This window comes from Paenibacillus sp. NN59, assembly GCF_057597225.1.
Genome location: NZ_CP199678.1, coordinates 60,134 through 74,138, shown reverse-complemented (window position 1 = coordinate 74,138; position 14,005 = coordinate 60,134). Strand labels below are relative to the sequence as shown.

Here is a 14,005-nt window from a genome sequence, read left to right as displayed (position 1 = left end):
TATTCCACCGCAGATTACGGCGGATGCCTTGTTTATTTTAACTTATTCCATTTCATCGCTTCATTCTGTTCTGTTCGTGTGTTTCTGCTCGCGTTGGGGTTCTCCTGCTGATGCCTGCGCTGTGTCAGCCTCCGCTCGTTCACTGTAGTTCACAGCTCGCATCATTGCTCTAGCCTTGTTGGAACACTCCTTGTACTCGCGATATGGATCGGAATCAATGACAATACCTGCACCAGCCTGCACATACCCCGTCCCATCCTTAATCGCAAGAGTGCGTATAACGATATTCAGCTCCATATTGCCACTGTAGTCTATCCATCCGATTGACCCTGTATATGGCCCCCGTCGTACTGGCTCAAGCTCTTCGATAATCTCCATCGTGCGTACTTTCGGAGCACCCGTTATCGTTCCGCCAGGAAACGTTGCGGCAATGACATCAAACACAGTTAATCCTTCCGCCAGCTTGCCTTCCACCTGTGAAACCAGGTGCATAACATGCGAATATTTCTCGATTGTCATTAATTCAGGAACATGAACCGATCCATACGCAGCAATTCGCCCGATATCATTACGCTCCAGATCAACCAGCATAATATGCTCGGCTCGCTCCTTCTCACTGCCAAGCAACTCATCTGCCATCGCCTGATCCTCTGCTTCATCTCGTCCTCTTCTTCGCGTTCCTGCGATGGGCCGCGCACTCACTTTGCCGTTCTCCACTTTGACGAGCAATTCTGGCGATCCACTGACCAGTTGGAATTCGGGACTGCGAAGCATCCCCATATACGGTGACGGATTCACTATACGTAACCATTCATAGATATGCTCGCTACTGGATTGGAGCTGCTTTTCATGTCGCAGGGACAGATTAACCTGAAATACATCGCCTTGCCTGATATACTCCTGTACCTGAAGAACAGCTTGTTCAAAATCCTTTTGTGGGAAGGACGTCTTCCATCCCTCTGTTTCCCGTTCGGATTCTTCTGTGCGTAGGGCAAGATGAACCCGCCTGTGACGGAGCTCTAACGCTTGCTGTTGCTCCTCTGCCTGAGCGAAACCCATAATATGAAGCCAGCGTTGCTGCATGGCTACCGCACGTTTCCCAGCTGCAGCATAGAGACTCTGTAGATTGGCCCGTTCCTGCTGTTCAGCACTCACTTCCAGATGCACCATACAGAAAAGAGCCTGCTGCTCATGGTCGTATGCCCATATTTCCTCAAAGCGCATCCACCAGTAATCTGGAAGTGTGGGATTATCCTCAGCAATCGTTGGCAGTTTCTCCAGTGATCTGGCTACATCATAGCTGAGGTATCCGGCGCAACCGCCTGCAAAATCTGGTGCTCCGTCAACCTTGGGTGCTCGGTAAGGTGATGTCCACCGTTTTAGCACATCCAGCGGATTGCCCTGATCTGTTCGACTTGTTCCTTGAAACACGTCATGAATTGTGGCTTCCTGTCCTTTGCCGGAAACGATGGATACCGGATTTAAGCCGAGGAAAGTATACCTTCCGCCTTTACCATTCTCCAGCACAATTGCGTTAGGAGATGCTTGCTGCCACGCTGCCTCCCACGTTAGCGGTAAACCGCCATGATACGGTCCCTCATCCGACTTCGTTATATATGGTAACATTGTCCAGCCTTGTCCAGCCCATGCTTCCCAGTCGGCGTATGTTGTCATCAGGTGTGTCACTGCGGCCCGCCGCCCTTCTTGTGTCACTATATAAGTTAAATTATTGATTTAGACAGACACTCCGATGTCACAATAAACTATGCAACCGAGTGTTCAACTTATATAGTTCTTATTGTTTGATAGTATACTAAAGCGCCGTTGCTTTTAAAAGCATTACGCAAAAAATCCTCCCTACCCGTCAGGGCAGGAAGGATTGATATAAACTGTTCAGAAACATCAAGCTTATCCGGTAAAAGATACGTCCTGTGTCTGAATTACGCCTCGAAATTGTAAAGCGGTGTGCTCAGATAACGTTCGCCATTACTTGGCACGATAACGACAACGCGTTTACCTGCACCCAGTTGTTTGGCTACTTGAAGTCCTGCGCGAATCGCTGCACCGGATGAAATACCGGACAGAATACCCTCTTCTTTTGCAACAGCACGAGCCGTTTCAAATGCATCATCATTCTCGATGTGAATGATCTCGTCATATACTTCTTGATCCAAAATTTCAGGAATAAAGTTTGCTCCAATTCCCTGAATTTTGTGAGGACCCGGTTTGCCACCAGCCAGGATTGGTGATGCTGCCGGCTCTACAGCCACAATTTTGATCCCAGGGAACGCTTCTTTCAACACTTCACCTGTACCTGTGATTGTTCCGCCAGTACCGATACCCGCAACAAATGCATCAAGCGTGCCGCCTACAGACTGGATCGCTTCAACGATTTCAGGACCTGTCGTTTCGCGGTGAATCTTCACATTTGCTTTGTTTTTGAACTGCTCCGCCATGAAGTAGGACGGGTTTTCTTTCAACAGCTCTTCGGCTTTTTTGACTGCACCATTCATTCCTTCTGCTCCAGGTGTAAGTACAAGCTCAGCACCATAAGCACGAAGCAGGTTACGACGCTCCAAGCTCATCGTCTCAGGCATTACAATAACAGACTTGTAGCCTTTAGCAGCAGCAACCATCGCGAGGCCGATCCCCGTGTTACCGCTTGTTGCTTCAATGATCGTACCACCCGGTTTCAGCTTGCCTTCTTTTTCCGCTTCTTCAACAATGCTAATTGCGATCCGGTCTTTAACACTTGATCCTGGGTTCTGGTATTCCAGCTTCACCAATACTTCAGCACTACCTTCAGGTACGATATTGTTCAAACGAACAAGCGGAGTACCTCCGATGAGTTCAGTTACGTTATTAACTACTTTAGCCATATGAATGCCCTCCTTAATGGTATAAATGGTACTTAACTCCTGTAAACTTATGTGATTTGTGCGAGTCAGCCTCTGGATGTTTATGAAGAACTGCGGAAATCCGGTGATTATCCGTTCCTTTCTGCATAAAGAACCACGCAAACAGGTGTAGGTAGCGCCGAGTTTTCCGAAAGTTTCTTTATTACATTGAAAATATCTAAATTCATGCATATCATGATGCATTTATATCCGAGTAAACGAGTAGGTTTTGATTATTTTCATCTTATCAACGTTACACGCCATTGTCAATATGAGTACTCAAAAAAATACTTTGCCTTGGGCCCTGAGACCGTAGACAAAGTATTTTTATCAAGATGCAACTTCTATAAGACAGGAAAATTGTCAATCTTCGTTTCAGGAGGCAGGAATCTCGGAGATGATCACAGCCTCGTATTTATCGCGCAGCATCTGCTCTACCTGCGGAAGTGGATCAGCCTGGCTTAAGGCCAGCTCCATACGAATCTCTTCATGTACTTCCTTTGCTGACTGCTCCTGGCGTTCGGCTTTGTCATTCAGTTTGATGATGGCATAACCGTCCTCAACTTTCACTGGACCAGCAATATCACCGATTGACATATTGGCAGCCCTTTGCAAAATGGATTTAGGTTGGAAAGGGTCGTTCTGATCAATCCACCCCAGTTTACCTCCCGCATCTCGGGAGTAACTATCCTCTGATTCGGAGCGAGCCATTTCTTCGAAATCTTTCCCGTTCCGAAGCTCCGTCAATATAGCCTCTGAATCAGACTTTTCTTTTACCACAATAATAGACAGATCATATTTCTCAGGGGTGATATAGTCTTCTCGATGCTCTACCCAGTATTTTTGAATATCGTCATCCTTCACCTGAATACCTGCGGTAGCAATCTTTTCGAGCAGTAGACGGTAACCTGCCTCTAATTCGAGATCCTGCTTCGACAGGCCAAGCTGTGATTTCATGGCATCATAGTATGACTTCTCTGAATCATACCCATCCATCGCTCCAGCCATTTCTCTTGCGATCTCTTTGGGAGTAACCACCAGATTGCGTTGAAGGGCTTCAGCATAAACCGCTTTTCGGTTCAACATCTGCAGCAGGATTTCACTGCCATAACGTCGTTTTAATGCATCTGTCCAATCTTTATCCGTAATCACTTCACCGTTAATCGTTGCAACCGTACTTCCCTCTTCCTTGTTGGCATCATGAGGTGTCTCTGCATCTTCTTTCCCCTGATGAAGCACCTGCATCGCCATGAATGTACCCATCACGAGCACGCCAAGTGTCAAAATAACGACCGCCGTCCATAATCCTTTTTCCTGTCTGGTCATACCTCATCCCGTCCCCGCATCGATCAATTCTTGGCTTGTTCTAGGATGGCCTCTAGCTGCTCTTTGTTAAAATCATACGCTTCATTACAGAATTGGCAGACCACTTCAGCTTGCCCTTCTTCTTCAATTAATTGCTCCAGCTCGGACTGACCAAGACTGATTAAGGTTTGTTCCAGACGTTCACGAGAACAACTACATCTAAAACGAATATCCAGTTCGCCCATGACCTGCACATCCGGCAGGAGACGGCGCAACAATTCTTCTAGCTCGAGTCCTTCGTTCAACAAGGTTGTCACCGGAGGCAGTGCACCGATGGCATTCTCGATTTCTGTAATCTCGGGATCAGTGAGGCCTGGGAGAAGCTGAATAATAAATCCGCCCGAAACAATAACCGAGTTATCCGTATCAACCAGCACACCCACGCCAACAGCAGAAGGCGTCTGTTCTGACTGAGCAAAATAATAAGTAAAGTCTTCGCCCAGTTCGCCCGAGATAATCGGAATGCTACCACGGTACGGGTCTTTCAGCCCCAGATCCTTCGTTATATTTATGAAACCTTCTGTACCCACCGCCCCAGCTACATCCAATTTACCAAAACGATTGCTTGGCAGATGTACATGCGGATTGGAAACATAACCGCGCACCTCACCTTTGGCATTAGCGTCGGCTACGATCTGGCCAATTGGGCCATCTCCGTTCACTTGTATAGTTAGTTTCTCATCACCTTTAAGCATGGCACCCATAATGGCTGCTGTCGTTACTGTACGCCCCATAGCTGCTGTAGCCGTGGGAAACGTATCATGTCTTCTACGCAGTTCTTCTACCAGTTCTGTGGTCTGAACGGCAAACGCTCTTACCTTTCCATTCATCGCTGTACCACGGATCAACCGGTCATGTTTGTTGTTGTTTTCCAAGTCATTCAGCCTCCTTTGGCGTGTCATTTTAATATCGTAACAGAAAAAAACGGCTCAACATTTAAGCTGTAATCCCAGCCTGCTGTATGCCGCCCTTTGTATGTCTACCTTTCCCGGTTCCGCTCGTAGATGACACGTAGCCCCTCAAGCGTAAGCAGTGGATCAACTTTCTCAATGCTACGGGTTTCTTCTGCAATCAGAGTAGCAAGACCTCCTGTAGCAATAACCATAGGTTCAGCCTTCATCTCTTCGCGAATTCGTTCTACGATGCCGTCCACTTGGCCAGCATAACCATAGATGATGCCGGACTGCATGGCATGCACGGTATTGCGCCCAATCACCTTCTTCGGCTTCTCCAGCTCAATTCGCGGTAGCTTCGCTGCTCGCTCGTAAAGAGCTTCGGTAGCAATGTGAATACCGGGTACAATCGCACCGCCAAGGTAATGGCCCTTCTCATCAATACAGTCGAACGTCGTGGCTGTACCAAAATCAACGACCACAAGGGGGCCGCCGTATTTTTCCACGGCCGCCACAGCATTCACGATCCGATCCGCCCCTACTTCACGCGGATTTTCATATCGCAGATTCAGGCCGGTCTTGATACCGGGCCCAACCAGCAATGGTTTTTTGCCCACATATTTCACACACATCGTTTCGATGACACTCACCAGTGGCGGAACCACTGATGAAATAATGACACCCTCAATGTCTCGGGCAGAAATACCGGACATATGAAATAAATTATAAATCAATACGCCGTATTCATCCACTGTGGACTGACGAGATGTGCTCAGACGAAAATGATGCAACAGTTCACGGCCCTGATATACCCCGAGCACGATGTTACTATTGCCCACGTCTACGACTAGAATCAAAGAGGTTCACCCCTCTTTCTTTTCGTTTAAATCCAGGCTGATATCCAGGCTCTCAAAAGAATAGGTTAACCTGCCAACCGAAATTACATCCACACCCGTTTCCGCTATTCCGCGAATCGTTTCAAGTGACACATTGCCGGATGCTTCTATCTTCACATGCGGAGCCTGTTCACGAATCAGAGCGACTGCTTCTCGCATCCGATCAGGCTGCATGTTATCCAGCATAATGATATCTGACCCAGCTTGCAAGGCTTCCTGTACCTGAGCAATGTTTTCCGTTTCAACTTCAATCGTCATCGTATGCGGAATAACTGCCCGCGCTCGCTGCACAGCTTCTGTAATGCTACCTGCACCTTTAATATGATTGTCTTTGATCATTACAGCATCATACAGTCCAAACCGGTGATTGGCTCCGCCCCCCACACGTACAGCATACTTTTCAAGCAAGCGATGACCAGGTGTTGTTTTACGTGTATCGACAAGTCTGGTCTTCAATCCATCAAGAGCATCTACGTAGTAACGTGTTCGGGTAGCAACACCGGACATACGCTGTAACAGATTAAGTGCGAGCCGTTCCCCAGTCAGGAGCGAATGTGTACTCCCTTCAACTTCAGCCAATATGGTGCCAGGAGTGACTGTATCACCGTCTTTTACTTTTGCCGTATAACGAAGCTCCGGATCTACGACTTGAAATACAAGCTCTGCAATCGTTATGCCTGCTATGACTCCATGATCTTTGGCATGAATCACAGCCTTGGATTCACTACCCGCTGGAATGGTCACATTCGTTGTGACATCCCCTGCACCTACATCCTCGCGTAGCCAGCCTTTGATCGTCTCAATTAGTTCCTCATTATATCCGTTCAGTATCATGACATCCATTCCTCCACAATCGCTTGTTCTCGCTGCTGCAGACTATGCTTCTGCCATATTATATCGTCTCGTGCAGGGAAGTCCTCACGGTAATGTGCTCCTCGGCTCTCCTCACGGTGCAGCGCTCCGCTGGTTACAAGCCACGCACAAGTCAGAAGGTTCGCATACTCCAGTTCTTCTCTTTGGGTAAGTCTTTGATCAAAAAAAGACAACTCCTGTTGCATTTTATCCATTGCCTGTTGCAAGTTCTTTCCGTTTCTTCGCAGTCCCACTTGACGAACCATCATCTTTTGCAGACGTAAACGTCTTTCCGATACCGGCTTGGAATGTTGCTGTTCTTTTGCACGGCTAATATTCTGATTCTCCATGCTCAGAGATTTCACATCTCTTCCAAGTGATTCTTCGATGGCCGGCAACGCATGGATACGATCCACGATTCTGCGTCCAAATACAATCGCTTCAGATAAGGAATTGCTCGCTAGTCGATTAGCTCCGTGCACGCCGGTAGAGGATACCTCGCCACAGGCAAATAAACGGGGGATACTGCTCTCACCACTCAAGTCCGTCTTTACTCCGCCCATCATATAATGCGCGGCAGGTGCAACCGGAATCCAATCTGTAGTCATGTCGAGACCGTAACGCATACAAGTTTCATAAATGGTAGGAAAACGATGTTTCACCATCTCCGGTAGCTCATGGGTAATGTCGAGGTAAACAAAGGTACTGTTTGTCAGCTCCATCTCGCTGACAATGGCTCTAGCTACAATATCACGAGGCGCCAGTTCGAGCTGGGCATGATATTTCTCCATGAATCGTTCACCCTTCACGTTGCGGAGATAAGCACCTTCCCCGCGTACCGCTTCAGATACCAGGAAGCGGGGTGCTCCCGGGTAACATAAGGATGTCGGGTGAAACTGGATGAATTCCATATCACGAACTATAGCCCCCGCACGGTATGCCATAGCTACCCCATCAGCTGTAGCTACATCCGGATTCGTCGTATAACGATACAGCTGTCCCGCACCGCCTGAGCAGAGCACTGTTGCTTTTGCTTTGACAAACACCTTTGAGCCGTCTTCTTTCAGAATCAGAGCACCGATACATTCTCCTCGATCCGTAATCAAATCCACCACAAAGTGCTCATCCCAAACGTCAATGCCTGGATGCTCGTGAACCTCAACAGCGAGCGCCCTTACGATCTCATATCCAGTTGCATCCCCATTGGCATGTAAAATACGGCGGTGGCTGTGCGCACCTTCCTGCGTCAACGCCAACTCGCCGTTCTCCAGATCGAACAATGTTCCCAGACGGATCAGTTCTCTGACACCGTCTGGGCCCTCATTCACCAATACTTCAACTGCCTCGGATCGACACAAACCGGCTCCGGCAACAAGAGTATCTTGCAAGTGGTACGCAGGAGAATCATCTTCAGCAATAACAGCCGCAATCCCGCCCTGCGCATATCTGGTGTTACTCTCAAGTAAAGACTTCTTCGTAATCATCAGAACACGATGCTGTTCGCTAGCCTTAATTGCGGTAAACAGACCAGCAATGCCTGAACCGATCACCAGTACATCGGTCTCCACCATTGGCAGCGCAGAGAGGTCAAAATCATATATATATTGCGGTATCATCTTATTCACCTGTCTCGGAGCAAGAGTAACGCATGTTACTTCACCAGTAACATGCGCTCTAGTGATTCTCTGGCTTTATCAGCAACAGCCGGTGGGACATAGATCTGAGGCTTCATCGTCTCCAGGCATTTGACCAGCTTCTTCAGGTTGTTCACCTTCATGTTCGGACATACCAGGAACTTGGTCGCAAAATGGAACTGTTTATCCGGACTGTCGAGGCGAAGCTGATATCCTGTGCCATCCTCCGTGCCGACAATGAATTCCTTAGTGGAGGATTTCTTGCAATATTCCAGAATCGCTGTTGTGCTGCCTACAAAATCCCCCATTTCTACAACTTCAGGGCGACACTCGGGGTGCACCACAAACTCAGCATTCGGATATTTAGCCTTCATCTCAACAACATCTTTTACCGTAAGCATATCGTGTGTATTGCAGTAACCTTCCCAGATGATCATCTTCTTGTCTGTGTGCTGCTGTACATAATGCCCCAGGTTTTTGTCCGGTACCCAGATGATTTCTTCGGAATCCACAGACTGGATTACACGAACAGCGTTTGCTGATGTACAGCAAATATCTGTTTCTGCTTTGATCTCAGCCGAGGAATTAATGTAGGTGACTACCTTGGCGTTCGGGTGTTGTGCCTTCAGCTTACGTAATCCGTCCACGTTCACCATGTCTGCCATTGGGCACCCGGCACGTTCATCAGGGATCAAAACGGTTTTGCCCGGAGCCAGAATTTTAGCGCTTTCACCCATAAAATGAACACCACAGAATACAATAACATCCGCATCTGTTTGCGCTGCCTTCTGGGCCAGCAGGAAAGAGTCTCCCCGGAAATCTGCGACTTCCTGTACTTCATCACGTTGATAATAATGAGCAAGAATAATAGCATTGCGTTCCTTCTTGAGTTCCATCAGCCGCTCACGCAGCTCACGATTCATCTCAGCCTTGCGCTCTAAAGCCAGAGCTTCCACCTGTGATCCTCTCCTTATCGGGACAGCGTCAAGCGCTGTTTCATGGGCTAACCTATGTCGTTATGTTCGCTGGTGAAACGAATCACAAGCGGTTTAACAACTAATGTACACAACGTTCACGACTCTGTCAATAAATGAAAAAAGGCAGGATATACTGTCTTATCCCCCTTATGCTGTCCGGTTCGCCATCTAGCTCTTGATTATCTATTCCTCCTCCAAATGAATAATTATTGCAAAAAAAGAGAGCCAAAAGGGCTCTCTTTTTATTCCGGTCACATGACCAGACATGTTACATATTAAGATGTTGGCTTTGAGCCACCATCATTCGGATCATTGCTGCCCTTATCCAGGTCAGGAGCTTCGTTTGGAATATCTCCAGCTGGTGGCTCAGATGTTTCATCTTTGCCTTGAATGCGAACGCGAACATCACCGATGTTATCAATGATTGGCTCGCCGCCTTCATTTGGCGTACCTTCTCCTGAGTTATCGCCTTCTGCTTTTGGTGTCAAGGAACCTGTTTCAATCAATTGCTTGATCTGATCCATTTCCAGTGTCTCCACTTCAAGCAGTGTTTCAGCGATCAGATGCATCTCTCTTGTATGTTTGGTAAGGAGAGCTTTACACTTCTCATAACACTCGTTAATAAAGCGCTGCATCTCTTGGTCGATCTCATATGCGATGGAATCCGAGTAATTCTGTTCATGACCGATATCCCGTCCAAGGAATACCTGTCCTTGTGAACTTCCGAATTGCATTGGACCCAGTTTCTCACTCATACCGTATTCCATAACCATGCTGCGCACGATACCTGTCGCTTGTTGGAAGTCACTGTATGCACCGGTACCGATCTCACCGATAAACAATTCTTCCGCCACGCGACCTCCGAGAAGTCCGGTTACTTTATCCAGCAACTCCTGTTTGGTAACGAGCATACGGTCTTCTTTTGGCAACATGATTACATATCCACCCGCACGTCCGCGCGGAATGATGGTCACTTTATGTACCATATCAGCATGTTCCAGGAAGTATCCTACAATGGTATGGCCTGCTTCGTGATAAGCAACAATGCGTTTCTCCCGATCACTGATGACACGGCTTTTCTTCTCCGTACCAACGATGACTCGGTCAATCGCCTCATCTACTTCACGCATGGATATATCTTTTCTGTTACGGCGTGCTGCAAGCAATGCCGCTTCATTCAGCAAGTTCTCCAGGTCTGCACCCGAGAAACCTGTTGTACGCTTCGCGATGATGTCCAATCTCACATCTTTGGTGAGCGGTTTATTACGGGAGTGTACTTTCAGTACAGCTTCACGGCCCTTGACGTCTGGACGATCCACTGTAATTTGACGGTCAAAACGGCCTGGACGCAACAACGCAGGGTCCAGAATGTCTGCACGGTTCGTTGCGGCAACGATGATAATACCTTCGTTTGCACCGAATCCGTCCATTTCAACGAGCAATTGGTTAAGGGTCTGTTCACGCTCATCGTGACCGCCGCCCAGACCAGCACCACGCTGACGTCCTACTGCATCGATCTCGTCAATAAAGATGATACAAGGCGCATTTTTCTTTGCATTTTCGAACAAGTCACGTACACGTGATGCACCGACACCGACAAACATTTCAACGAAGTCGGAACCGGAAATGCTGAAGAATGGTACACCTGCTTCACCAGCTACAGCACGAGCAAGCAAAGTCTTACCTGTACCCGGAGGACCTACGAGCAATACGCCCTTCGGAATACGTGCCCCAACGGCTGCGAACTTCCGAGGGTCCTTGAGGAAGTCTACGACTTCAACAAGCTCTTGTTTCTCCTCGTCTGCACCCGCCACATCTTCAAATGTAACGCGCTTCTTCTCTTCATTGTAGAGGCGAGCACGGCTTTTACCAAAGTTCATTACTTTACCGCCGCCGCCTTGAGCCTGATTAAACAGGAAGAAGAACAGCAGGAACATAATGATCAAAGGAATAAAGGAAGTCAGCAACGTCAACCAGATGCTGTCACCTTTCATTGGTTCCTGATGATATTCAAATTTGTTAGCTTCACTTGCAGCTACAAGTTCGGTAATTGCCTCATCCGTAGGAGGAATATACGTTGAGAAATTTTCTGATTTGGCCCCATCAGGTGCTTGTTTGTATCGGCCGGTCACGAGATATGTCTGACCGTTGAATTGAACAGTCACTTCGGCGATATTGTTGGCTTTAACCTCAGCACGAAACTGATCATATCTAGGGTTTTCTATAACATCGTTTCCATCTGTGATAAATCTAACTAAACCCACCACAACTAAAAAAAGAATCAAATAAAAACCAGAATTCCGGATGAACCGATTCATCCCCTACCTCCTCTCGAGACACTTTAATTATTTTAACATAGCCCGACATGGCTTCTCAATAGAAGCCAAGAACAGCTCAAGGCTTCGGCCTTACTGGATATCAGCTTGTGTAGATTTCTGGTTTCAGAATCCCGATATAAGGAAGATTCCGGTATTGCTCGGCATAATCCAGACCGTACCCCACGATGAACGCATCAGGGATATCAAAGCCCGTGTAGTGAGCTTCCAGTTCCACTTTGCGGCCGGATGGTTTATCGAACAATGTCACCACACGTACGGTTTCAGCACCGCGGTTTTCCAACAGTTCAATCAAATAGCTGAGGGTCAGTCCGCTGTCGATAATATCTTCGACAATCAGAACTTCACGTCCTTCAACGGATACATCCAGATCCTTGATGATTTTGACAACACCGGATGACTTGGTAGATGCACCATAACTGGATACGGCCATAAAATCCATCTCAACCGGTACCGTTATGTTCTTAACCAAATCAGCCATAAATATAAACGCACCTTTGAGCACGCAAATGACCAAAGGGTTCCGGTTAGCATAATCGGCACTGAGTGTTGCGCCTAATTCCTTAACCTTACTCTGAATTTCTTCTTCACTGATCAATACTTCTTGAATGTCGTTCTGCAACTGTGCGAACCTCCTAAGTTATACTATGAAAGCCTTACCTGAACCATAACCACTACCCCTGAATCGCTGAATCGCCTACAGTCATGTACAGGATTGCGGAAGTGCTCTCCCTGACAGGAGCCATATCGGACCGGCGAACACCCGGTAACCAGATGACATTGCCTGCTCCATCACACACCACAGGAATGCGTGGTCTGACAGATGGGGGAATCTTCTCGTCGATGAAAATATTTTTCACCTTTTTGCTCCCGTTTAATCCCATTACCTTCATGGTATCTCCAGGTAACCGTGAACGTACAACCAGCGGCATCTGAAGCCCATTCGCATCAAATGCGGCCTGATCAGCCGATTCCGGTACATGATAGTTTTCGGGACTCATCGGCATCAACCGGATATATCGGTTAATCTCGGTGAGTGAAAGCTCATAAGTTCCGCTCCATTGTGCAAGACGATACTCGTAAGATTGACCCTGTGCACTTGCCCGTTCGCCAAAAGAAATCAGATCATACTCCCGGGCACATACGAGTGTCTGTCCTATATCCAGGCTCCAGGTCGTCACCTCGGTCTCCATGACCTTGCGCCGAATAGTTTCAATACGGGTAAAGTCGACAAAATCACTGTCCAAAGGCAGATAATTCAATATTAGTTTAATCAACCTTCGTTGTAAAGCGACATGTAACTTCAAGAAGGAAGGCACCTCAAAGGTCTGCCTTCCGCCGTTCACCTGCACTAGACACCTGTATGTGTCATGAGTACTCTGCTCCATGAAATCGTCTTCGTCACCCACAATTTCGGCAAGTCGATTCAGTGACGGCGTGAGTTGTCCATTATATTGCCCCAAAAATGGAAGCACATCCAGACGAATCGCATTACGCCGATATTTTCGTTGATCATTACTCTCATCATGAAAATAAGTAAAACCCTGTGTAATACAAGCTTCTACAAGGTCTGTCTTGTTTATACGAAGGCATGGACGGATAAGTTCCACATTTTTTTCACGACGTTTGAACTTCATACCTGCCAGCCCCGAAAGCCCGCTACCTCGGAGCAAATGAAGCATAACTGTCTCGGCCTGATCATCGGCATGATGTGCCAGGGCAATACTTGCTGCCCCATATTTGTCAGCCACTTCATGCAAAAAGGCGTAACGCCGGTTCCTCGCTGCCTCCTGTGGACCCTGACCTGTCTGTTTCATATAGGAAGGTATATCGGCTTTTACCCACTCAAATGCAAGGCCAAGCTGACGTGCCACATCCATCATCTGACGGGCCTCTTCATCCGACTCCGTCCGAAATCCATGATGTACATGGGCACAGATCAATTCAAGCGGCACATGTCGCTTGCTGATCTCATGCATGATATGCAAAAAAGCTACCGAATCCGGCCCGCCCGATACAGCGATGACAATCCGGTCTCCGGGAACCCATAACTGATGCTCTTCCGCTGCATCCAGTACGTTATCCACCAGTGTCTCCCAGCGTGAAGCTTCCATACCTGTTCCTCATTCCTTGCGTTATGTATATGCACGCCCAA

11 protein-coding genes are annotated in these 14,005 nt (G+C 47.7%); all 11 read right to left on the bottom strand.

Annotation, left to right across the window (positions count from 1 at the left end):
• Nucleotides 1-60: 60 nt before the first annotated feature.
• On the bottom strand, nt 61-1,674 hold the full coding sequence (locus ACT89M_RS00330) for an anthranilate synthase component I family protein (protein ID WP_154892102.1): 1,614 nt from the start codon (nt 1,672-1,674) through the stop codon (nt 61-63).
• 266 nt (nt 1,675-1,940) lie between these two features.
• Nucleotides 1,941-2,879: a cysteine synthase A gene (cysK, locus tag ACT89M_RS00325; protein ID WP_145336417.1), complete on the bottom strand. Its 939-nt coding sequence runs from the start codon at nt 2,877-2,879 to the stop codon at nt 1,941-1,943.
• Nucleotides 2,880-3,272: 393 nt separating this feature from the next.
• Nucleotides 3,273-4,223 carry a peptidyl-prolyl cis-trans isomerase gene (locus tag ACT89M_RS00320; protein WP_154892084.1) on the bottom strand — a complete coding sequence of 317 codons (951 nt, stop codon included), beginning with the start codon at nt 4,221-4,223 and terminating at the stop codon, nt 3,273-3,275.
• A 23-nt stretch (nt 4,224-4,246) separates the two neighbouring features.
• A complete protein-coding gene (hslO, locus tag ACT89M_RS00315; RefSeq protein WP_154892085.1) occupies nt 4,247-5,164 on the bottom strand; it encodes an Hsp33 family molecular chaperone HslO in 918 nt (305 codons plus the stop codon).
• A 77-nt stretch (nt 5,165-5,241) separates the two neighbouring features.
• Complete coding sequence (locus ACT89M_RS00310; RefSeq protein ID WP_090924631.1) at nt 5,242-6,012, bottom strand: type III pantothenate kinase; 771 nt, start codon at nt 6,010-6,012, stop codon at nt 5,242-5,244.
• A gap of 6 nt (nt 6,013-6,018) precedes the next feature.
• A complete protein-coding gene (gene nadC / locus ACT89M_RS00305; protein WP_154892086.1) occupies nt 6,019-6,885 on the bottom strand; it encodes a carboxylating nicotinate-nucleotide diphosphorylase in 867 nt (288 codons plus the stop codon).
• Complete coding sequence (gene nadB, locus ACT89M_RS00300) at nt 6,882-8,519, bottom strand: L-aspartate oxidase (protein WP_154892087.1); 1,638 nt, start codon at nt 8,517-8,519, stop codon at nt 6,882-6,884. Before nadB ends, nadC begins: the two co-directional genes overlap by 4 nt.
• Nucleotides 8,520-8,554: 35 nt before the next feature.
• Nucleotides 8,555-9,493, bottom strand: coding sequence for a quinolinate synthase NadA (gene nadA, locus ACT89M_RS00295; protein WP_090924628.1), 939 nt, complete (start codon nt 9,491-9,493; stop codon nt 8,555-8,557).
• 296 nt (nt 9,494-9,789) lie between these two features.
• On the bottom strand, nt 9,790-11,832 hold the full coding sequence (gene ftsH, locus ACT89M_RS00290; protein WP_090924627.1) for an ATP-dependent zinc metalloprotease FtsH: 2,043 nt from the start codon (nt 11,830-11,832) through the stop codon (nt 9,790-9,792).
• Nucleotides 11,833-11,932: 100 nt separating this feature from the next.
• Complete coding sequence (hpt, locus tag ACT89M_RS00285; RefSeq protein ID WP_090924626.1) at nt 11,933-12,472, bottom strand: hypoxanthine phosphoribosyltransferase; 540 nt, start codon at nt 12,470-12,472, stop codon at nt 11,933-11,935.
• Between the two features lie 52 nt (nt 12,473-12,524).
• Nucleotides 12,525-13,964 carry a tRNA lysidine(34) synthetase TilS gene (gene tilS, locus ACT89M_RS00280; RefSeq protein WP_090924625.1) on the bottom strand — a complete coding sequence of 480 codons (1,440 nt, stop codon included), beginning with the start codon at nt 13,962-13,964 and terminating at the stop codon, nt 12,525-12,527.
• Nucleotides 13,965-14,005 lie beyond the last annotated feature (41 nt).